This window comes from Salmonella sp. WC3 (assembly GCF_042932255.1).
Classification (GTDB): domain Bacteria; phylum Pseudomonadota; class Gammaproteobacteria; order Enterobacterales; family Enterobacteriaceae; genus Salmonella; species Salmonella enterica.
In genome coordinates this window covers 798,763-820,533 of the sequence record NZ_CP170629.1, presented here as the reverse complement: position 1 = coordinate 820,533, position 21,771 = coordinate 798,763, and the positions used below count along the sequence as shown (strand labels likewise).

At 38.1% G+C, this 21,771-nt stretch carries 22 protein-coding genes and 1 tRNA gene; 9 read left to right on the top strand and 14 right to left on the bottom strand.

The annotated features are described in order from the left end of the window. Positions 1-144 precede the first annotated feature (144 nt). On the bottom strand, positions 145-1,020 hold the full coding sequence (locus ACFK9X_RS03895) for a phosphorothioated DNA-binding restriction endonuclease (protein ID WP_151115609.1): 876 nt from the start codon (positions 1,018-1,020) through the stop codon (positions 145-147). Between the two features lie 432 nt (positions 1,021-1,452). On the opposite strand from ACFK9X_RS03895, the gene ACFK9X_RS03890 reads away from it, so the two are divergent. After that, positions 1,453-2,172, top strand: coding sequence for a hypothetical protein (locus tag ACFK9X_RS03890; protein ID WP_151115607.1), 720 nt, complete (start codon positions 1,453-1,455; stop codon positions 2,170-2,172). A gap of 149 nt (positions 2,173-2,321) precedes the next feature. Here the strand turns inward: ACFK9X_RS03890 and ACFK9X_RS03885 are convergent, their stop codons facing one another. After that, positions 2,322-3,944 carry a hypothetical protein gene (locus ACFK9X_RS03885; protein WP_151115605.1) on the bottom strand — a complete coding sequence of 541 codons (1,623 nt, stop codon included), beginning with the start codon at positions 3,942-3,944 and terminating at the stop codon, positions 2,322-2,324. 64 nt (positions 3,945-4,008) lie between these two features. Between ACFK9X_RS03885 and ACFK9X_RS03880 the strand changes: the two genes are divergently transcribed. Together ACFK9X_RS03880 and ACFK9X_RS03875 are read left to right on the top strand one after the other, a co-directional pair. Continuing rightward, positions 4,009-5,283 (top strand): site-specific DNA-methyltransferase, encoded by a 1,275-nt coding sequence (locus ACFK9X_RS03880; RefSeq protein WP_151115603.1) that lies wholly within the window; start codon positions 4,009-4,011, stop codon positions 5,281-5,283. 378 nt (positions 5,284-5,661) lie between these two features. Beyond that, on the top strand, positions 5,662-6,159 hold the full coding sequence (locus ACFK9X_RS03875) for a hypothetical protein (protein ID WP_151115601.1): 498 nt from the start codon (positions 5,662-5,664) through the stop codon (positions 6,157-6,159). A 100-nt stretch (positions 6,160-6,259) separates the two neighbouring features. On the opposite strand, the gene ACFK9X_RS03870 is transcribed toward ACFK9X_RS03875, so the two are convergent. Then, positions 6,260-6,865, bottom strand: coding sequence for a hypothetical protein (locus tag ACFK9X_RS03870; RefSeq protein WP_151115599.1), 606 nt, complete (start codon positions 6,863-6,865; stop codon positions 6,260-6,262). 246 nt (positions 6,866-7,111) lie between these two features. On the opposite strand from ACFK9X_RS03870, the gene ACFK9X_RS03865 reads away from it, so the two are divergent. The 4 genes from ACFK9X_RS03865 (at position 7,112) to ACFK9X_RS03850 (ending at position 9,931) form a co-directional block, all read left to right on the top strand. Next, complete coding sequence (locus tag ACFK9X_RS03865; protein ID WP_202441432.1) at positions 7,112-7,516, top strand: hypothetical protein; 405 nt, start codon at positions 7,112-7,114, stop codon at positions 7,514-7,516. Between the two features lie 11 nt (positions 7,517-7,527). Next, positions 7,528-8,727: a relaxase/mobilization nuclease domain-containing protein gene (locus tag ACFK9X_RS03860; RefSeq protein ID WP_391027751.1), complete on the top strand. Its 1,200-nt coding sequence runs from the start codon at positions 7,528-7,530 to the stop codon at positions 8,725-8,727. 531 nt (positions 8,728-9,258) lie between these two features. Beyond that, entirely contained in the window at positions 9,259-9,645 is a 387-nt protein-coding gene (locus ACFK9X_RS03855) for a hypothetical protein (protein ID WP_151115594.1), read from the top strand. Positions 9,646-9,664: 19 nt separating this feature from the next. Further along, the gene (locus ACFK9X_RS03850) at positions 9,665-9,931 is read left to right on the top strand and encodes a cell wall-binding protein (RefSeq protein ID WP_151115592.1); all 267 of its coding nucleotides are present in this window, start codon (positions 9,665-9,667) and stop codon (positions 9,929-9,931) included. A gap of 36 nt (positions 9,932-9,967) precedes the next feature. Here the strand turns inward: ACFK9X_RS03850 and ACFK9X_RS03845 are convergent, their stop codons facing one another. The 10 genes from ACFK9X_RS03845 to ACFK9X_RS03800 all read right to left on the bottom strand — a co-directional run bounded on the left by ACFK9X_RS03845 (position 9,968) and on the right by ACFK9X_RS03800 (position 18,705). Then, on the bottom strand, positions 9,968-10,396 hold the full coding sequence (locus ACFK9X_RS03845) for a hypothetical protein (protein WP_151115591.1): 429 nt from the start codon (positions 10,394-10,396) through the stop codon (positions 9,968-9,970). Positions 10,397-10,492: 96 nt separating this feature from the next. Continuing rightward, positions 10,493-10,879, bottom strand: coding sequence for a hypothetical protein (locus tag ACFK9X_RS03840; protein WP_151115590.1), 387 nt, complete (start codon positions 10,877-10,879; stop codon positions 10,493-10,495). A 14-nt stretch (positions 10,880-10,893) separates the two neighbouring features. Further along, on the bottom strand, positions 10,894-12,768 hold the full coding sequence (locus ACFK9X_RS03835) for a DNA-binding protein (protein WP_151115588.1): 1,875 nt from the start codon (positions 12,766-12,768) through the stop codon (positions 10,894-10,896). Beyond that, on the bottom strand, positions 12,765-14,075 hold the full coding sequence (locus ACFK9X_RS03830; protein WP_151115586.1) for a tyrosine-type recombinase/integrase: 1,311 nt from the start codon (positions 14,073-14,075) through the stop codon (positions 12,765-12,767). Before ACFK9X_RS03830 ends, ACFK9X_RS03835 begins: the two co-directional genes overlap by 4 nt. Continuing rightward, positions 14,068-15,270 carry a tyrosine-type recombinase/integrase gene (locus ACFK9X_RS03825; RefSeq protein WP_151115584.1) on the bottom strand — a complete coding sequence of 401 codons (1,203 nt, stop codon included), beginning with the start codon at positions 15,268-15,270 and terminating at the stop codon, positions 14,068-14,070. Before ACFK9X_RS03825 ends, ACFK9X_RS03830 begins: the two co-directional genes overlap by 8 nt. Before the next feature lie 295 nt (positions 15,271-15,565). Then, a complete protein-coding gene (locus ACFK9X_RS03820) occupies positions 15,566-15,865 on the bottom strand; it encodes a hypothetical protein (RefSeq protein WP_151115582.1) in 300 nt (99 codons plus the stop codon). Between the two features lie 21 nt (positions 15,866-15,886). Further along, a complete protein-coding gene (locus ACFK9X_RS03815; protein ID WP_151115580.1) occupies positions 15,887-16,093 on the bottom strand; it encodes an AlpA family transcriptional regulator in 207 nt (68 codons plus the stop codon). 166 nt (positions 16,094-16,259) lie between these two features. Then, on the bottom strand, positions 16,260-17,069 hold the full coding sequence (locus tag ACFK9X_RS03810; RefSeq protein ID WP_151115578.1) for a DUF6387 family protein: 810 nt from the start codon (positions 17,067-17,069) through the stop codon (positions 16,260-16,262). 111 nt (positions 17,070-17,180) lie between these two features. Continuing rightward, the gene (locus tag ACFK9X_RS03805) at positions 17,181-18,431 is read right to left on the bottom strand and encodes an integrase arm-type DNA-binding domain-containing protein (RefSeq protein ID WP_151115576.1); all 1,251 of its coding nucleotides are present in this window, start codon (positions 18,429-18,431) and stop codon (positions 17,181-17,183) included. 189 nt (positions 18,432-18,620) lie between these two features. After that, a tRNA-Leu gene (locus ACFK9X_RS03800) sits at positions 18,621-18,705 on the bottom strand. Between the two features lie 222 nt (positions 18,706-18,927). On the opposite strand from ACFK9X_RS03800, the gene ACFK9X_RS03795 reads away from it, so the two are divergent. Beyond that, positions 18,928-19,947, top strand: a complete 1,020-nt coding sequence (locus ACFK9X_RS03795; RefSeq protein WP_000152566.1) for an NAD(P)-dependent alcohol dehydrogenase — start codon at positions 18,928-18,930, stop codon at positions 19,945-19,947. Positions 19,948-19,974: 27 nt separating this feature from the next. Here ACFK9X_RS03795 and idnK read toward each other — a convergent pair whose 3' ends face one another. Continuing rightward, complete coding sequence (idnK, locus tag ACFK9X_RS03790) at positions 19,975-20,505, bottom strand: gluconokinase (protein WP_151115574.1); 531 nt, start codon at positions 20,503-20,505, stop codon at positions 19,975-19,977. 216 nt (positions 20,506-20,721) lie between these two features. Between idnK and idnD the strand changes: the two genes are divergently transcribed. Further along, a complete protein-coding gene (gene idnD / locus ACFK9X_RS03785; protein WP_151115572.1) occupies positions 20,722-21,753 on the top strand; it encodes an L-idonate 5-dehydrogenase in 1,032 nt (343 codons plus the stop codon). Positions 21,754-21,771 lie beyond the last annotated feature (18 nt).

The window sequence follows — 21,771 nt, the reverse complement described above, 5'->3', positions numbered from 1 at the left end:
TCTACGCGTCGATTGACCACAGGTGTGACTCCACCAGCGCGCTACAGACCATAGTGCGAGAACCGTGGCCGATTACTTTGATGCCTTTGATGTGGAGCTATTTTTTACAGATAACGTATACCCCACTCAAAATACTCCCCCAGATCAATGCCCTCCTCTGAACACCTCCCTCTTGTGCCATTCCACAAACCGTTCACCCGGATAATTTTCTTTCATCTGCGGCAACGCGATCTCTTTCCCCGCAAAATCCCAGAACAGCCCCTGTACCACCCCGCTACCATTCACCGCGTCGGAAACCACCACGCGCATATTTTCATCCAGGCCAATCGAACCACGATCGAACGCTTTATGATGAATTGCGCACAACGCCAGGCCATTAGGTACTTCACAAGGACCATGATGCTGCTTCCATCTGATATGGGCTGCTTCAAGGGCTATAGGGGCGTTGTCGTGGCGCATATTGAAGCCGCAGACCGCACATTGATAATTGTAAGCTCGTAGCACCGCCTGGCGGAACTTCGGATCGCGTTGACGGAGAGAGGTGCGAATATCAAAACCCATCTCGTCAGCGATGTCTTCCTGAATACTGGTCGGAAAATGCGCCTCAAGGATCTGCTGCGCCAACGTGTCGATTAGCTTACGTTTTTTTGTTACCAACGCGAAATTGACGGTATCAAACCCACCAGCAACATTATATTCAATGAATTCACGTTTAGGTGGCTGGCGGCTACCGCTGGTTGAGCAGAATTCCACGTTTTGCAATTCCCAGAAACCATCGCCCTTCAAACGCCAGAACGGCATATCCGGGCGCTGTTCACGGCGCTGTGGCCCATAGCGCTCCAACAAATCCAGCAATTGCTCATGAATTTCAGAACCATAATCAAACAGGCGATCGTGACCCTGCCGATAGTGCGAGAGGACATATAACAGCAATAACGGCTTATGCGGCGCTCGCTGTTCGCCTTTGCGCCAAATAGTAATATTTGATATCGCTTGCTTTAGGGTTTTGTCAGAGGTCATTACGTTGAAGAATCCATGAGCACATAGTTGCGATGATGCTCGCAACTATATGTACATTCAAGACATTATTGCAGACATACTTTTTGTCTATCATCTCTGTACTGACAGTTAGCATTCTGATAACAACGGAAAAAACACAGCGCTCAACCGAGAAAGGTAGGTAACTTCTGGATTTTAGGCATAAAAAAGACCTCAGTTGAGGTCCATTTATATGCTTTTGGTGCGAAGGCCGGACTCGAACATCGCAACTATCCTTATGATCTTTAGTAATTAAAGCAACCCGCATTATCGATGATACCATCATTGATACCATCAGTCCCGATTGGTAATAATCGAACAAACTGTATTAGTTATTCCGACTTGATAGTGTAAAATCTATACATACTGGAATCAACTGTCCTAAGCAATAGTTTATTAATGGAATTATAAACAATGTATAGAGTAAATCAAATCATCAAAACTATAAGCAACATGAACTCTTATGCTCCCTATAATCAGATAAATAGAAAAAGTAACTTACTTAGAAAGGTTCAAGTATATTCATTTCTTACATCTCTCTTTTCTCTTATTTTAATGGTCATAATGGCCGTTATCTACAAGGTCTTTAACCTTCCCAAACAACCATTTATTTTACCTGCATTCGTTCTGTATGCCCTCAATTCAATTGCCGGTATAATATACTTATTTACCCCTATAATACCTGGCGTGAAGTTCATGCTCAACTTCAAAAAGGAAATTTTCAATGACCTAATTTGTGAAATTGACAATGATGAACAAAACATAGAAAAACTGATGCCTTATTCGTTGGCTGAATTAAACTATTCAATAGATTTGTTAAATATAAAGATACAAAGAGTAAAATCAAGGATAAATGATTTCTTTGGAGAAAAAACTGCTGTCTTATCAATAATTGGATTAGCATATTCTGCAGTTCAAGGTTTTGGTGGGTTAGACAAATTGGGTGATACCATATCAAAAGGGCTCTTCAATTCAGGCACAGCAAATACATTAATCGTATTTGGACTGGCTTTTCTTTTAGGGCTATCACTTGGAGCATTAGCACTTAAAAATGTAGCAAATCATTTTCAATATCTTAAAGAGGTTCTTGAGTTAACAATAAAAATAAAACAACAGAGCGGTGATAAAAACTAAGGAATCAAGGAATATTAATTTTGTCTGGAACGTTTTAAGCACCTCATTTAAGAAAAAATTAATTATATCTTAAATCAAGCTATTTTAAGAGAAGGATTACTTTAAAATAGCTTGTTCACTAATTTAGTCTTTTATTAAAATAACAGAGATTAGTTTCTTTTAACCACTTTTTCGTCCAAGAGCCATTCTAGGTCTGTTGTAAACTGTGTAAGTGTAATCTGCTGATATTTCATTATATCAGATACAGTTTTAGATAAGTCAGATTCCAACATCCCCATATTTTCTCCATATCCGGGCACAAGCAGATATTTTAAGCTTCTTCTTTCGTCATCAGTTATTTTTCTAGAATTTATAGCTATAATATCAAGCAATAATAACCTACGAGAAATATCTAATCTTTTACTTGAAATGCTTACAACACCTTCATTGATTTCAATAAACCCCAAATCTAATGAGACACTAACTGCTCTATTCACCTCATCATCAGGATACCCATCAGAGATTAAATTAGCTTTGAAAGTATCAATTTTTCTGTCCGTACAAGTTAGAATACTATGTTCAATCTCGATAGGGGTCAGGTATTTAATAACTTGAAATTCACGTCGTAAACGCAAAAGAATGCTTTTAACTTGAAAAAAAGATGCCGTATCATTGAAAGATAACATATGTTCCAAGTCACCTCTCAATGAAGCATAGTATCCGGCACCATCTAAGTATTCAACAAAACGAGCATTAGGATATTTAGATAGTGTAAATACTCGCGAACTTTGAGTCTGATCTACGACTTTATGCGATACACTACCAGAATCCCCAGCATAAAATTGAGATTGTATAAATAGCTTCGCTTTTGGTTCCCAAGAAGGTATTCTAAATGGTATGATAAAATCATATGCGCGAGTTTTCTTTCTTCTTTTTCCTTCTTCTACTACTTCTTGTTCGCCAATGTTAACATCAGCTATATTGAAATCAATATCAGGCCTTAAACCAATATCATAGAGCTTATTTCTCAAAATCTTTTCTGGGGCATGTCCACCAGAAGCTGATACACTGCCTCTTACTTTAAAGATCGTACATGAATTTAAAAGGTATCGTCCAAAATCAGCATCTTTAGAGATTTTGTTTAACTCCAAGTAGGAACGACACACAGACCAAAGTTGATATAGATCCTCTTTATCCTCAAGAATTAACTCGATATAAGCCTTCAGAAAGACCCTTAAATAAATTTCAATATCAAAGACCGGTTCGGTCTTTACCGTATCAAAGTATGGTTGTGAACAAGCTACATAACATGATGCTAATAAGTGGGCTATAAAATCAGATTTCGTTGTTGTTGGAATAGTTGATAATTTAAATTTAACATTTCTTTTCCCTGCTGCTCGCTTAGGAAACAAAGGGGTTATTCCGTCAATTTTTAATTTAATGAGAAAATGATTTTTAAGGTTATTATCTGTAGCACCAGTAGAAAGGAACAATAAATTAAAAAAAGCATCGAAAAACTTGCATATATAATCTTCGTCATCTAAAAATGAATCCCCACTCAAGAAGGATTCTGCTGATCTCATAACTGCTACACATAGATTTTCAATATTAGCATCTTCATATGTATCAAAATCATTCAGAAACGGAGCTATATGTCTAATGCATTGGCAGAGAGCCTCAATTTCTGAGGTAAATTTTTCACTATCCTTGATTCGATCCAACTTTGCCGTAAGCCATTGATCAAAATCAAGTAATTTCTCTTGTGTACTGATTGATTCCTCAGGGAGTTTCACAATAGATCCTTCTTTCAATCTAGGTTTCAAAATACTATAATACACTTCACTTACAGGAGTGAACATGAAGTCGAAAATGCAATTGAAGATCAATGAGTTAGAGATGGCCCTTGGGTTAACCCCAACATTAAATATTCACATTGATGAAATTTTACCTCATCCACTGGAACAGAACTCTTCATTCGACTCATCTTTATATATAGGTGATAATTTATCATATCTTAGATCATTTGCCGAAACCACTCCAAATATAATCGACCTTTGCTATATCGACCCTCCTTATAATACTGGCAACAAATTTATTTATCACGACAACAGAAAGGCAATAACATCATCTATTTTTGGAAAGCATGGTGAGTGGATGTCATTTATGCTTCCACGCCTAGCTTGTGCGCATGAACTTTTAAAAAAAACTGGTATTATTGCTATTAGCATTGATGACTATGAATATGCTTATTTAAAAATATTAATGGATCAAATATTTGGAGAAGATAATTTTATAGGGTGTATTGTAGTTTGTCGCTCTAAAAATGGTAAGGGTAGCAACCGAAACATTGCTACGAGCCATGAATATTTATTAATATATGGAAAATCATCCAAAGCATGTCTTGTCGGTCTTCCAGATGATGATACCCTTTACAATAAAACTGATGAATATGGACATTATAAAATTGATGGACTGTTCAGAAAAAAGGGGGAAGCCAGCCTACGATCAGATCGCCCAAATATGTTCTATCCCCTTTATGTCAATCCTAAAACGGGACATGTATCAACTGAGGCGAAATCAGAGTTAGTTGAAATTTATCCCATTGATTCTAAGGGAATTGAAAGACGTTGGTTATGGGGAAGAGACACCGCAAAAGAACGTTCTTGGCAACTTTATGCAAGCAATAAAGGTGTTATATATGTAAAAAATTACTCAAATGTTAAAAAAAGAAAGAAAGTAAGAACATTGTGGAATGAAACATCTTTTTATACGGAAAGAGCTACAAATGAGATAAAAGAGATATTTGGAGATAAAGTTTTCGATACTCCAAAACCACTATCTTATATTTCAGAAATTTTAGATTCACTGGCCGATTCAGATGCCCTTATACTTGATTTCTTCGCAGGGTCAGCTACAACTGCTCATGCAGCAGCATTGTTAAATAAAAGTGACGGTGGTAAAAGGAAAACAATTTTAATGGAAAATAATACCCTTATTCCTGAAAAACACCTTGCTTATAAATTGGGATTCAAAACCATTGCTGATATATCTCTTTTTAGATTAGAGAAAATAAAGTCTTTATATAGTGAGTTTAGCTATATAGACATTACTTTTTCATCCGATGAAAAATAATGCAGAATATAAAATTTAATATAACGCTGTAAGCGTTATTATCATGAAAGCATTAATTTTCAAGCCACCTAAAATAAGCAAGGGCTAACTCTTAGAAGCTCCGCTTCTTAAAGTTTCCCTTGATTTTCTTCCTTTCAGTCAGAAAATGCACAAAACTCATACCCAGACAAATAGACAATACACTCGTCATCATCTGCTTTGAAGATATTTATTAGTCACATTATATTGTAATTCTTAAACATTTAATCCCTATGGAAAAACTGTTAAACAATTAATTGAATGATTAAGTGTTTTATATATTAACTAATAACAACCTCCGTGTTGACTATTATAATAAACGAGGTAACTTTATCACAAAAACATAGGAGGACAACAATTGTGATTAAAAATAAAACCCTTAACCTCATTCACTCTAACATAATGGAATTCAAAATATGTAATATATGGAAATATCGATATAAGAAACTAATACTTTCAAAAAAGCTTAAAAAAGAGTTTATTCATGGAACAACAGAAAGCATTCTAAAGATATTTGAGAATGAAATTAAAGATGTTTATGGAATTTCAAATGAAATTTGGAACTTTAGAGCACTTCTAATGTTGAGCCACATTCTTGAGATTTTAGTTTGGCATCGTGACAATGAACGAAAATGTATAAGTATCTCAAAACTGAAGTTTTACCTTCATATAAATAATTTTTGCAGCCTATATCAAAATCCAAATCTTCCAGAAAGTCTAGTATTTAAAACCAAAGAGTATACAAAAATATTTCCGGGGTATGATGACACCTTAGCTAAACATCCTGAAAAGACAAATGCGTACTTTAATTACACCTCGATGATTATTATACATATTTTAGATGAAAGGTTTAGTTAATGATAACGACTGAATTTAGTAATGCAAATGTCCTTTAGTATATAAAATAAAAAAAATAAAAAGCTATAATTATTATTTTGTAGCTTAGTGACTAATAATATTAGAGGTGAATAACATTAATAATCAATAAGTCATCTCCTGGTTTACATAAAACCACTTCATCGATGCCACCATTAGTTTTAACTGCACCATCAAATTCATTTTGCAGGCACCATTCTCTCAACACTTCTTTCATTTTCCAATGGCTATGATCACAAAAATTTCTGGTAAATTCACCTAACGACATACAATTAAAATCAGCCATTTTGAGTACACGAACTGTCTGAAAATGAGTGAGACACGGCAATTTATTTATATGTGGGGCATCAAGTTTGGCCGCTGCATTATAAGATTCTTTTGAATTTTCATCTCTTGTACACCACAGTAATTCGGAATTATTTATCATATCTTTAGAACCAATAGTTCCTGAATGCCAGAGGTTTAGATTGGGATTTAACGTTTCTGACAATGCCCCAAGACCAATCCATATAATTAAAAGTTGATTTAATTGTTTTTCCGAAGCAACGAATTTTGGGTTTGTTTTATTCCCAACCCTAGATACTTGGTTTATTTGTTTAGGATTATTTCCCGCTTCGAGAAAAACTTCAGCTTGTTTTTTAGATTTTGTTTTAAATAGAGCTAATAAAAAGTCCTTAAGAAGCTTCATTATTGAGTAATCCTTAGTTGTCTTTTGTTGTTTATAACATAGTTTGCATACCCTTTACAACAAGCAAGACATTTCTACCAATATGTAACTTTTCAGGTTTCAAACATCTCCATTTACTAATGATTTATTAATATAAAACCAACCTCATAACTATTGACACTAAAAATATTTAACTTATATTTATATGTTGGAGAATTAAATATCTGTAAATGTTAATTTACTGTAAGCATATAAAAAGGAGTTTATATGAAGATAAACAAAATTAGCGATAACTACACCCTATTAAAAAGAGAGGAAGGTGTTCAAGGTTCTTTCAGCAACATACCAAAAACACACTCTGATGAATTGAGATTATATTGTGTAAGTGTAAGATTTAATAAAAAAGAGCTAGAAAAAGTTGAAAAACTGCGAGGTCATTACCGAAAAAGCGAATGGCTCCGTCTAGTGTCTTTGAGAGAACTACCGCCGATTATCCCAGAGATAAATAAGGATGCTTGGAGGATGCTGGGTGAGATATCGCAGAAGATTAATCGTTTGTTAGTACATTTGGATTCAAAAAGCAACGATAGTCCTCTGACTAAGACAGAAGCTTTTGCAGTCAAAAAGCTTCTCCATGAGTTTCGTGTAAGCCTTATAGCTTCTCACAAATAAGATCTAATCTTATGAAAGGAATGCAAAAGATCAAGAGAGGTAAATGCTTCTCTGGTGTGGTCCGATATGTACTGAAGCTCGGAGCACATCATAAATCCGATCCAGTAGTAATCGGGGGAAATATGCTGAGTGACTCAGCTCTTGAACTGATCGCTGAATTTGATATCAGCAAACAGCTTCGCCCTGAAGTTCAGAAGGCCGTTTGGCACAACTCGCTTCGCTTACCCAATGGTGAATCACTAACGGATGAACAGTGGTCCAGTATCGCAGATGACTACATGAAAAGAATGGGGTTCAGTGATACTCACCTCCGTTGCTATGTTCTACATGACGATTCTGCTGGTCAGCACATACACATTATCGCAAGCAGGATCGACCTCAATGGAGGAAAGCTTTACCTTGGTAGGAATGAGAACCTTATAAGTACCCGCATAATCAGTGAACTCGAAATCGCTCACTGTCTGACAGTGACTAAGACAGCCCATTCCATTACACCAAAGCAACCGAAGCGGAAAGGAATCTCTCGCAACGAACAGATGCAATCAGAACGAACTGGTGTTCCCTGCCCCAAGAAATCCCTTCAACAGATCATTGATAAAATTTTGGCAGATACACCTGACCTTTTAACTTTTATCAAGAGGCTGGAAGAAGCAGAAGTCGGCTGGACGGCGAATGTCGCTTCTACCGGGAAAATGAACGGCTTCTCATTTTCTTACCGCGATATTGCTTTCAAAGCTTCGCAATTGGGTAAAAGCTATTCTTGGGCAAATCTCAGTAATCGGCTTAACTACGACCCCGACCACTTAGAAGCTATGCTGGCTATAAAGGAAGCTATCCCTGCTCCTGCTCCTGCTCCTGCTCCTGCTCCTGCTCCTGCTCCTGCTCCTGCTCCTGCTCCTGCTCCTGCTCCTGCTCCTGCAAAAGATGTTGCAACAACGGATATTCCAAGGGAAAGCATAAGTGAAAAAATTGTCGAACTGGAACTACGGCTCAGAGAAGACAAACGGAATGAAATCGTAGAAAAGATTCTTCAAAAAAATGCCGTCAAAAGGCAAAAGCATCTCAGGCTCATCGGCTGGATTCCATTTATCAGAAGGTTCATAGAGCTTCTGCGAAGCTATGGTAAGAGCATTCTTCATAAGACCCCTACAAACTTCTCAGAAGTCTATTCAACACATCATCTAAAACCTGCAAGAAAAATTCGTTTATAGACAGTTAATTACAAATACTTTTCGTAACCGCACTCTATCTGTAGTAACAAATTTGCGTTTAGTCAAGAAAATATTGATCGTTATTACAGATCGATAATCTAGTTATGATAGTCACCGACTATCAAGCACCAATCATCGATCGGTACAAGCAATTTTACTAAAGCGAGTCGGTCATCGAGAATCTCTGTAAACGCACCATTTAATCTGCAACCTTGAGGTTGATATGAAAAACGAAACAATAAAGTGCCCGTTCTGCTTCAAAGAGAGCCAGTTTGGAGTTAGCGTCTGCACTGGCTGTCATTCAACCATCAAATATGGAGCCGTTTCATCTTGGTTAGCTTTACTAATAGGAATTGTGCTGTTGGCGATAGCTTTCTTCATATTCGCTGTCAGTCAAAGTTTTATATTTGCTGTCGTTATCTATTTTGCATCAGCAATTTCTTTAAGATTCTATTTACGTAAGAAATTTGCACACAGAGCCGTTTTCACACATAAAAGCTAACTCTGTTCAAATGTAATAAGGAAAATAAAATGAATAAATTTATTGTCACCTCCTTTTTCATTGCAATTTTTTCAATTTCTGGCTGTTCTACATCCGGCAATCAAAAAATAAAAAATGAAACGGTACAAAGCCTCCAGTCAAAGATCATTAAAAACAAAACAACTAAGACAGAGTTACTCACTAAGTTAGGGGAGCCTGACACGAGAACGACCCTTAACGATGGCAACGAACAATGGAGATACTTTATGTATAACAATCAGTTCAATGCAACAACTTTCATTCCAGTTGTAGGGCTGTTTACTGGCGGTTCGCAGACCCAGTCTAAAACTCTTGAGATTGAGTTTAATGGCGAAAAAGTCAGTAAATGGGCTTTCTCCTCTGATAATAGCAACACTAAATCTGGTGTTCTTAATTAATTATTTCTGGAAAAATAAAATGAAAACAATCTCAATCGTTACTATTTTTCTTACAGCATTTCTTCTAACAGCATGTAACAGTGAACCATCAGAAAAAGATATTTATTCTGCTTTAAGTAAATGGACGGGAAACCAACTGACTTCAGTAAAAAAAGTAGATTGCACAAAAGAATCTGATAAAAGTTATAAGTGCAATGTAATAACCGTATTTGATAATCATTTAAAACAAGCATCAACAATTAAATTAATAAAAACAGATGATGACTGGCAGTTTGTAGGTAATTAAAATTGATTACTGAAATGAAGCTCCCGTAGGGAGCTTTTATAATCTAACATTTCTTACTCTGACTACTTCATGGGTTAACTCTTTCTCGATAACCTTCACTTCATACTGTGTTCTTACAACCGTATAAATTCCTTCTGCTTTTTCTTGATTGTTATCAATATAGTTCACGAGAGAGTTTAGCTCCCTGATAACAGCCTCCTTATTGTTCAATCGCTGCAACAAAGTACTTGTAAGGCATTTGTATACAGAACTGAACATCGTCATAATGTTGTCTATGTTACGATTAGAACGAGTGTATAGCTGTCTTGGGTAGAAATACTTTAAATGATAGCCAACAAAAAGCAGGTATAGTTTGTATGAGAAACTTTTATCTCCGGGCTGGTATCGTTTTGATATATATTTATCAATTATAATGATAAGTTGCTCTTCCAGAGTAAACTCTGGATTGAAGTTGTTTTTGTCCATAGAATGCATCCTTGCATAATTGAAATAGTCTTCCTGACCATATACTTAAATTTATCGAACTTCTTTAATTTGTCAATAGGTGTAACCTATCAATTATTATTTTTTATTAAATGGCCTATTCAATTGTTCCATAGTGAGACCATGCCTATAAGCATTATACTGCCAATAGGTAAATTGCTCTTTGTATCTATTGTTCTGTTTTTTAAGCATTTCATTTTCGGCTTTTAGATTTAATATTTGTTGTGCCGCAATCGTTAAATTAGCTGGTTTCTTTAAACCTGATTCTTTCAAGTTGAGCAAGTTCTTCTTTGTTCTATATGCATCAACAACTTCATTATGAGCACTTAAAGATTGCCTTGTGATGGTTCTGTTTATATTTTTATATACTGATTCACATAAATCATCCCATGTGATTTTGCCGTCCCAAGTCAGTATAATATTTGTAATTGTTTTTATTTCACTCCTGTTTAAATGTTTTGCCATTTGTATCTCCTGTTTCAATTATTCAAAAGTTTATTAATTCTTTCCAAATTTTTTTCGTGGTGTTGCAACCATTTATCAGCACCATAGTCACCATTTTCAAAAGCGAGTTGAGTTATGTTTTTCAGTTGTATTACTTTTTCCCGGATAGATTCAAGCCTCATTCTATCAGTTGATTTCATGTCCAGTGCTTCATTATCACATTCCACAAACTGATTAATTTTATTACAAGGTTGAACCAAATAGTTATGCACACAGTAACCAAATTCTGTTAAGTGAATTGCCCCTTGATAAAGGTTATCAAAGTCAACTGGCAATCCCATTGAGGGAATAGACTCCTTTTGGCAATAATTACTCTTGATCAATTTAATAGCTTTGATTTTATCTAATATATCTTCTTCCGACACATGGTTATAAACTCTGTTCTGATTAGCATTGATACGACCAGACCATTTAGCTATATCAAGTTCAGACATTTCACCATAGTGAGCTATTGTATTTAATAGGTGCCGTGGTTGGTGTGAGCGAATAAGTAGTGGTTTACCCTCATCATCATAATATCCGTATCGGGCGAAAATATTTTTAAATCCAGACTCATGGCTTGTTTTATCTTGTATGTCTCTAAAAAAGAATCCTTTAGTAGGTTTATAAAATGAATAGATATCGCTCATTTGTGATAAAGAAAATTGGCGAGGATTCAATAAACATAAAGCATTGCTAAATCTTATAGATTTTTCTTCATCATACCAAGGAAAGTCTCTGCTAAAACCTGAGCTAATCATTTCCCATAGATCACTCAAGGAATAGTTATAATCATTGGAGTTTAAGAAACTTTCCCCACCATCCAAACTAGTTCTTTTAATTTTTAGAACGCATGATTTATGATCATATAAAGGGTATCCAAGTGCAAGACAAACCTGTTCGACTGTCAACTTTAACTTTTCATCAACTTTTGGGCAGAATTCATGTCGATAAAACTTATCAGGGTATTTTTCGCACCATTGAGCAAATGCCCTTGCATTTTGTGATAAGGAAAGCAATCTTCTAATCGCTTTCTTCGCAACTGGTATCATAACCTGTGGAATCCACTTGATATTAGGGCCATACCCCTTAACCGAATAGAATCTCAGACCATATCTTTCGATACCCTTGCCATCTATTTGTGTAATCTCACAATCAGCAGGTAAGGCTAAAATCTCAGAAATTCTGCTCGGACAACAAAGCAGAAGTGCAAATACTGAACTGGTGAATTTATCCCTTGGACTCAGTAGCTCATCATTTTTAGAAAAAATATCAGCAATAGCAAGTAATGCCTTTTCATCTGGTAACTTATCGTTTCTGTGATAGTCCTCAATCTCAGGAAGATAGTTGTTTTTGACCTTCTGCCTCACATGATTTTTCCAGGATATGTACCCTAATTTTATAAGGTTATGTTCACATAGAAACTTTGATAATTTTTCAAGCTGTATCCCACATTGAGCGAGAACATTACCTTCAAAATATCTACTTCCGATCTGCATAGCCTCATCAAAAACAACGGCTGTAACATTATAAATGAGAGCATTGCTCAGAACCTGCAAAAGAGCCTGTTCGAGACATCTCAAAGCCATCATTATGGCCCCATAATTTTTCAAGGGTTTCAATGAGTGCTGATATCTAATATATGCTTTTGCAAAATCGAGAAAATCTTCATGCATTGCATCTTTGGAGTTAAATACTTTATGTCCAACCCCTATTTTTCTAAAAGTTACATACCCTTTCCAAACATATTGCTCCCAATCCTGAGTTTGAGTTAGCCCAGATAGTTGATAGCGACAAAATTGTATGAATTCATTATAATTGTTTTCTGCCGTAAGTTGTTTTTTAGACTTAAATAAAATAACATTGTTCATTGGGCATTCACCTCATCAATATCAACTGGCATAAAGAAAGCACATTCTTTACAAGGAAAATTTACATTTAAATTCTGACTTTGACATTTTCTCGAAGAGCAAAATTTAAAATCCCTTATCTTATTAGATCTTATTCCATTCATAAAAATATCAGCGACGAATGACAATTGTTCTGAAACAGCGGAATCAATCCTTTCAACACTCTCGGCAAGATTTTTAATATAAATTCCCGTACTTGAAGTAGAAGAATGATCCAACAATTCAGCTATAGTATTGGCATTATGTCCCTCCCTAGCCAGCATAGTTGCTATCGTATAGCGAAGCCTGCGAGGAGTGACATTGAGTAGAGAACCTGTACGTTTTGAAATTACATTCCCATTATTAACAATATTCTTTAGTGCTACATTTGCAATTGTTGGTTTTGCATATATTTTATTAGACTCCAGAAAGTTAGAATCTATTATGGCTAAATCAAGCAGTTTTTCCTCGTTCAAGAAAACTGGAATCTTGCCTTTGGCATGATCATCAAGGGTTTTGCCAAGGGTTAGCTCAACAAGTCTCACGGAATGATTAGCTTGAAGTTGAACAATTGATGCAACCTCTGAGATTATTGGCACTTTTCGATATTGTAGTTGTTTACCCCTTTGTTTAACTCGTGGTACTGAAATTATATATTCCACTTTACCATTATCTAAGTTCTTTTGAAGAAGGTCTTTATGTTTCAACATAACTAACTGCTGAGGTCTTCTACCTGTCAGACTCATTAATAGTGATATTGCATAATCTGACAGTGACAGTACACCTATTCTATATGCATGATTCATAGCCCTGATCAAGGAAGTATGTTCCTCTTTAGTTAGTGGGCCCCCTGTTGGATCATCTTGTAACACAGACTGACCAGCTTTTTTTATTTTTAGGTCAAAATGCTTTAATAATTCTACAGCACTTTCATCTATTCCAGGATATCCAAACTCAAACCATTTAATCAAAAATGGTCGTAAAACACGAAATGATGCTGGGGCTTTTGATGATTGCTTATTTTGATATTCAATTAGAACCTTATCATCAATATGAGTAGGAGATAGTTTACGGATAAGACTCTCCATATTTCTAACGATACTTTTTACATACAAATAGCTGTTGCTATTAAAATAATATTGTACTGTATATACAAATCCACAAACCAATTTTTCATTCATGACACATATCAATTCTCTAATGTTGATTCCATCGTTTTCAATCGAAGTGACGATTTTATGTTCATGCAAAGACATTTTATCAGAGTTACATTTAATTAAATTATTCATCAAATCCTCCTTTGAATAGTTGCTCTTGTTGTTCAAGTGCAGTTTTTTTCGATAGTTCAAAAATATGCCTGCGATTATAAATTATTGAAGTATCTGAACCAGGTCGCCATCCCATGAGATAAGAACGGATTTGCTGTTCTTTTTCATCGGATATATCTTGGGCCTTGTCTATTGTTTTTGAGAACTCATAATTCCATGTGTGTCGTAGTTTATGACCTGTTAATCCACTTAGAAGTGAGGATGATTGGCGAACAACACTCACTATCTTATGGTATGAGGAAAATGACAGAGGTTGCCCTTGGGTCTTCCCTTCCTTATAGGTAATAAACAGAAAATCATGCTTATTAGAATTTTTAACTTTCCTACGATCATTCAAAATATAATCTGAAATTTCATATATGAGTTTTGTGTCAGCAATTAATTTTCTCTCGCAAGTCTTCACTAATGGCTGATAAACTCGTGGCTCTGTTTTATCATTTGCTCTCCTTCTTATTGCGATTGTTGATTCTGCAAAATCTATATCGCCAATACGCAGATTCAAAAGTTCACCTGCTCTCAAACCAAAGCAATGTAATAGAAGAAATATTAGATTGTTTCTTTTTTGCACTTTTTCCGTAAATGGGTTCAAGTTACTCCCTGGCGAAAGTATGCTAAACAAAGAATCCAGTTGTGCTTTGTCTAAGCTCTTTTCGATATCCATAATATATTTGTCATTGTTTCTTGGTTTCTTTCTTTTTATGTTGTTAATGAAAACAAGTATCTCTTTGATTGTATCTTTCTGACCTGTATGAGAAAGAAGTATTTTACATAACCATTCCAGATAGTTAGCTATCGTTGTAATCCGAAAATACTTAGTTGGTTTTTTGACATTCGAAACACGAAAATCATTATCTCCGCCACTTTTAAAATTGAATGAAGCAAACTCAATCAAATCATCAATTTCATGAGGAGCCAGAAATATCCATTTCTGAATTCTTTCATCAATATTGATCTCTTTCCTCATAAAGAATCGATATAACAATGAAATGCTACCGGCAATAACTTTCATTGTTGATATAGACTCTGACCGATTTCTGACTTGTGTTGTTATATACAAATTTGGATAATACAATGGCTCACCAGTTTTTTTATCTACAACATGACAATACCTCTCACCATTTTCCAACATAAACGAATCTACACAAATACTGCTCATATTTTCCTCCTAAACCTTACAAAAAGTATAATTCCAATATATTAATAATAAGCATTTCGTAGATTTACAAATTTATTTGGATCGATTAAGATATTTATTTAAATTAAAACAGTGAGATAGACGATTATTCCTGTCAAATTATCATCTGGTAGATCTAGTTGTTATTATGTACACCTAATACCTCGAAAACTATCTCACTGCCTTGCGAATAAACGATCTTAAAAATAATGTAAGTTATTCTGTAAAGTTTTAAGCAAAAATATTCAGCTAAACTTTACATTTTCATAAAAATTTCTTAATCCAATAGATATAGAATTATCCGCTTCGCCAAGAGTTTCATTTCATCAGGGCATTTAATTAACGAGAACCAGGTCTCGTAAACATATATCTGTTTGTAAGCATTAAGCTCAGAGATCGAGTCTAAAGGTTCTCTCAAATTTCCTACAAGGTACTGACTGAGCCAGTAAATGATTTCTTTATTAAACTCGTTATTGGGTAAGTCATAAATTACTTCTGGGTCAAAGATCTTGTAAAACAGATCTCCGCATAAATTGCACATATGGTTATCTTCACTCACAAACTCTTCGATATTCATAAAAATCTCTCCCAGGTTTAATTAAGCAATATTAATTCTGCTTGATTCGATAACTGATTGAATCCACTCGTCAACTTCACTCTCGACAAAAGCAACGGCACGAACTCCGATCTTCACTGGTGCCGGAAACCGACCTTCACTGATCAGACGATAGATCCAGGCCTTGCCGAAACCAGTTCGTTTCAAGACTTCTGGTAAACGAATTAAGCTTTGATTGGTTGTATTCATTTGGCTGTCTCCTCCGCTTCCGTTACGGAGATATTAGCCACACAGATTCGTATCTATGAAGGGAGTGCTGATAACTGAAACGTTAGATGAGGGAAGAATTGAGAGAAATTCCGGGGAAGAAAAATATTATCACCTTCCCCTTGACAATTAACATGCTGATTTACAACTAGAAAGAGCCGAGTTCTGAAATCGGTATGTTGAGAAGATGGCTGTTTTTGCTGATAAAATGTTCCAGACTACGGGTTGTTTCTCCATTCAATGACCTCTCTGCAACGGGTCTGTCTGTATCTTTAATGTGATCTTCGCCTCTAATCTCCTTAGTGAAATCAGGATACAACACACGAGACAAGATCATATTTGAGATTTTTACTTTTTTGTATTTTGACCAAATCAATAAATCCATCATTGGAATGATATTGTAATCGACAAGTTTTCTTATTTTTGCCAGTCCAATTTTTTCTGTTTTTACTGGATCAATCCCATAGTCTTTCCTTAGATCTGGTAGCATCGTTTGTAAAGCTGTTATAATCTCTTCATCGCTTGATAACCCCAAATCAAAGGATACATACATCTTGCTGCTATTTTGGTTTAGGAAAAAGTCTCTCATGGTTTTTGTTATAGGTTTCTTGTTCAACTCCTTTTTGAAATCGCCATTCTCTTCAAAAAAATCCATACTAAACATTATTAACTTTTTCTCTAATTTCTTTATATCACCAAAACTAACCTGTGCAACATGCCTTTGCCCCCTAACATATTGGTCATAATAATTTTCTTTCCTGCTTAAAATGGGATTACCTTCGAGGATGTTTTTTAAATTTTGATTATCTACTTCCCATTCAAAATTTATGCTATCGAAAATTACTTCTCTAAAGACAAGCTCTTTATGCAGTTCTTTAATTGTAAGTGATTTTACCTGATCATAGTTATCGAGACTAAACCAGTTTCTTATTTCCTCATAAGGACTTACCACTTTCATTAATCCCTCCACTGTATTCAAAGCTTGAATGAGTTAACACTACTTATTTGAATTAACTCTCCCTTAACAACATTGATAAGGGAGAGCGATTAATTAACTACTTATTCATAGTTAAATCTTTTTAAAATCAAATGGTGAAACTTGTCGTATTCTAAGAAGGTCAAGGTAATCGGCCCACCATTGAAGCATTAACTTTCGTTCATCAAGGTGCTCTGCTTTATGTATATAAGCAGCGCGAACTGAGTTCCGCTCCTGATGGCTCATTTGCCGTTCAACAGCATCTTTCGACCACAAGCCGGATTCAATCAAGGCACTACAAGCCATAGCCCTGAATCCATGTCCACAGACTTCAACAGTAGTGTCGTAGCCCATAGCTCGCAAAGCTTTATTAACTGTATTCTCGCTCATAGGTTTGCGGAAATTATGATCGCCAATAAACACGAGTTCATGGTCACCACTGATCTCTTTGATTTCTGTCAGCACATCCAATGCCTGACAACTCAAAGGAACAAGATGTGGAGTTCGCATTTTCGAACCACGGTGCGAATGTTTGACCCCTGGCAATGGCTCGCGTTCTCCAGGGATAGTCCACATCGCATTTTCAAAGTCGATCTCCGACCATCTTGCGAATCTGAGTTCACTGGAACGAATGAAAATGAGCAATGTCAGCTTTACGGCTAACTTCGTGAGTTTCCTACCTTTGAAGTTATCAATTCGTTCTAAGAGTTCTGAGAATCGTTCGAATGGCAAAGCTGGCCTGTGGGTTCGTTTGGCTACGGCAATAGCTCCTGCCATCTCCTGAGCAGGGTTGTAATCTATCAGCCCGTTCTGGACAGCATATCGCATTACTGCTGTTGTTCTTTGCTGTAGGCGGGAAGCAACTTCCAATCGCCCGGAAGCTTCAACAGCCTTGATAGGGGCAAGAAGATCTCTGGTATTAAGCTCGGATATTTTTCTTTTACCAATGGCAGTAAAGAGACCATCTTCCATGCTTTTTAGAACTCTCTCGCTGTGGGAATCAGACCATTTCCTTTTACAGGCAGTATGCCAATCCCTTGCGACAGCCTCGAATGTCAAAGCTTCACTTTGCTCGATCTTGTCGGCCTTTTTCTTCTCGGAAGGGTCGATACCATCAGATACCAACTTTTTGGCCTCATCTCGTTTCCTGCGAGCTTCACCAAGAGAGACCATTGGATAAACACCCAATGCTAAAACTTTCTGTTTGCCATCGAAACGGTATTGGAGTCGCCAGTATTTTGAACCATTGGGATTGATCAGCAGGTGCATACCCTGCCCATCGGTGAGTTTGAAGGGTTTGTCGGAGGGCTTGGTAGTCCTAACTTTGATATCGGTGAGAGCCATCAGTTGATACCTCCAGTGTTGGTACCAAAATCAATCGAACCGGGAATACCATCAGTTATACCATCATCAGTTGGTATATGTTCAAGGAATTGAGTAGACGTGGACAGACTAAGAAAAGCCAGAAACCTGCTTAACTTACTGTTTTTATGGACTAAAGTAGACGTAAGTAGACTTGAAAAAAGCTTTGTATGGTGCCGAAGGCCGGACTCGAACCGGCACGTATTTCTACGGTTGATTTTGAATCAACTGCGTCTACCGATTTCGCCACTTCGGCACTGAAGAGGTATGCGGAAAACGTTGTGGATTATACCTGTCATACGCCGCCATGCAAGCACGAGCGTACACCTGTTTCGCTAAGTGCTGAAAATTTCAGCAGCGTTGAGTATTAAATAGAATAATCAGGCTACTTCCCGCCTTCTTCAGCAGATTAACGCCGGGCGTCCCTTGCCTCCATGCTCTACACTTTTCAGTTCAACACCACATTAAGGGAAGCACAATGACGATAATAAAAAGCTATGCCGCCAAAGAGGCGGGCGGCGAACTCGAACTCTATGAATATGACGCGGGAGAACTCCAACCGGAAGATGTCGAGGTACGGGTCGACTACTGCGGGATCTGCCATTCCGATCTGTCAATGATCGACAATGAATGGGGGTTCTCTCAATACCCTCTGGTTGCCGGACATGAGGTCATCGGTCGGGTAGCCGCGCTCGGCAGCGCGGCACAGGATAAGGGGCTAAAAGTCGGCCAGCGCGTTGGAATCGGCTGGACGGCGCGCAGCTGCGGACACTGCGATGCCTGTATCAGCGGCAATCAAATTAACTGCCAGGAAGGCGCAGTGCCCACTATCCTCAATCGTGGCGGTTTTGCCGAGAAGCTTCGCGCAGGCTGGCAGTGGGTAATTCCTCTTCCGGAGAATATGGATATGGCGTCCGCAGGCCCGCTGTTATGTGGCGGCATTACGGTCTTTAAACCGCTACTGATGCACCATATTACTGCTACCAGCCGCGTTGGCGTCATCGGTATCGGCGGGCTTGGGCATATCGCCATAAAGCTGTTACACGCAATGGGCTGCGAAGTCACCGCGTTCAGCTCCAATCCATCGAAAGAGCAGGAGGTGCTGGCGATGGGGGCCAATAACGTGGTGAACAGCCGCGATCCGGAAGCGTTAAAAGCACTGGCGGGTCAGTTCGATCTCATTATTAACACGGTCAACGTCGATCTCGACTGGCAGCCCTACTTCGAAGCTCTGACGTATGGCGGTAACTTCCATACCGTTGGGGCCGTATTGAAGCCGCTGCCCGTACCGGCGTTTACATTAATTGCCGGCGATCGCAGTATCTCAGGCTCGGCAACCGGAACGCCATATGAACTTCGCAAACTGATGAAATTCGCCGGACGCAGTAAAGTCGCGCCCACCACGGAACTGTTCGCAATGTCACAAATCAACGAGGCTATCCAGCACGTTCGCGACGGCAAAGCCCGCTATCGTGTAGTGCTAAAAGCTGACTTCTGACCGCCTGACTCAGCGCTTTGACAATGATCAGGAAGTGCTGAGTGCCTGACGAAAAGCCTGTACAGCCTGTCGGCACTGCTCCGTCACGTGCTCGCTGTCATGATTAACATCGATACGCGCAATATCATGTTCATCGGCACAGGGTCGCTCCAGCGCGTCAAACTGACTTTGCAGCAGGTCTGGCGGCATAAAATGCCCGGCACGACGCTGCATTCGCAGCAGAATGGTAGCGTAATCGCCATCCAGCCACAGGAAATGTACGTTAGGGCTACTCTTACGTAAAATATCGCGGTACTGTTTTTTTAATGACGAGCAGACAATAAATCCCGTCTCATTTTTTTTATAAAGACTGTATGAAGCGTCATTTAATCGTTCCAGCCAGGATAAACGGTCTTCATCAGTTAACGGTATTCCCTGAGACATTTTATCAATGTTTTTCGCCGGATGGAGATCATCGCCGTCAATAAACTTCGCAGAAAATAATGTTGCAATTTTGCTGCCTATTAAAGACTTACCACTACCTGAAACACCCATTAAAATATAGCTTTCCCCGGCCATTTAAATACCTCTGAGTCATATTCCACTCCACAATATTACGCCTCTACGTTCGACAATTTCACGTTTTTTAATTTCCATAGAGAAGAACTCTAAGGCACATCACGTTATGCGTAACATTGTAGTGTAACAATTTTCCAGCGTGACATAAGTCACAAATAATGACAAATAAAACCGCTTAAATGCGTTCAGGGTAACTACCTGACCAGTGAGGAATTTATGGAAGTAAAAACTCAATCCTGCTTTGTTGCGGGTAAGCGTGCTGTTGCCGTTACGGAACAAAATATTGAATGGAATAATAAAGGAACACTCGTACAAATTACCCGTGGCGGCATTTGTGGGTCTGACTTACATTATTATCAGGAAGGCAAAGTCGGCAATTTTACAGTAAAAGCGCCAATGATTTTAGGTCATGAAGTGATTGGCAAAATCGTTCATAGCGACTCAGATTTATTACGTGAAGGACAACCGGTAGCAATTAATCCATCGAAGCCTTGCGGTCATTGCAAATACTGTCTGCAGCATGAAGAAAACCACTGTACTGAAATGCGTTTCTTTGGCAGCGCCATGTATTTTCCGCATGTCGATGGCGGTTTTACCCGATTTAAAGCTGTCGATACCGCTCAGTGCATTCCCTGGCCGGAACAGGCGGACGAAAAAGCCATGGCCTTTGCCGAGCCGCTGGCGGTTGCCATTCATGCGGCTCATGAGGCGGGCGATCTGCAGGGCAAACGCGTCTTTATCTCCGGCGTTGGCCCTATCGGCTGCCTGATTGTTAGCGCGGTAAAAACGCTGGGCGCGGCGGAAGTGGTATGTGCCGATATCAGTACCCGTTCTCTCTCGCTGGCCCGGCAGATGGGCGCGGATACGCTGGTGAACCCACAGCATGATTCTCTCGATGACTGGAAAGCAGAAAAAGGGTATTTCGATATCAGTTTTGAAGTCTCTGGGCATCCTTCCTCTATCTCAACGTGTCTGGAAGTCACACGGGCCAAAGGCGTGATGGTGCAGGTTGGCATGGGCGGCGCAGTTCCCAACTTCCCGATGATGATGGTAATAAGCAAAGAGATCTCCCTGAAAGGCTCTTTCCGCTTTACTACCGAATTTAATACTGCGGTTTCCTGGCTTGCCAACCGCGTTATCAATCCGCTGCCGTTACTGAGCGCGGAATATCCATTTACCGGCCTGGAAGCGGCGCTGATCTTTGCCGGAGACAAAACACAGGCGGCAAAAGTTCAGCTCGTTTTCTGAGAAAGTAAAATAAAGGAC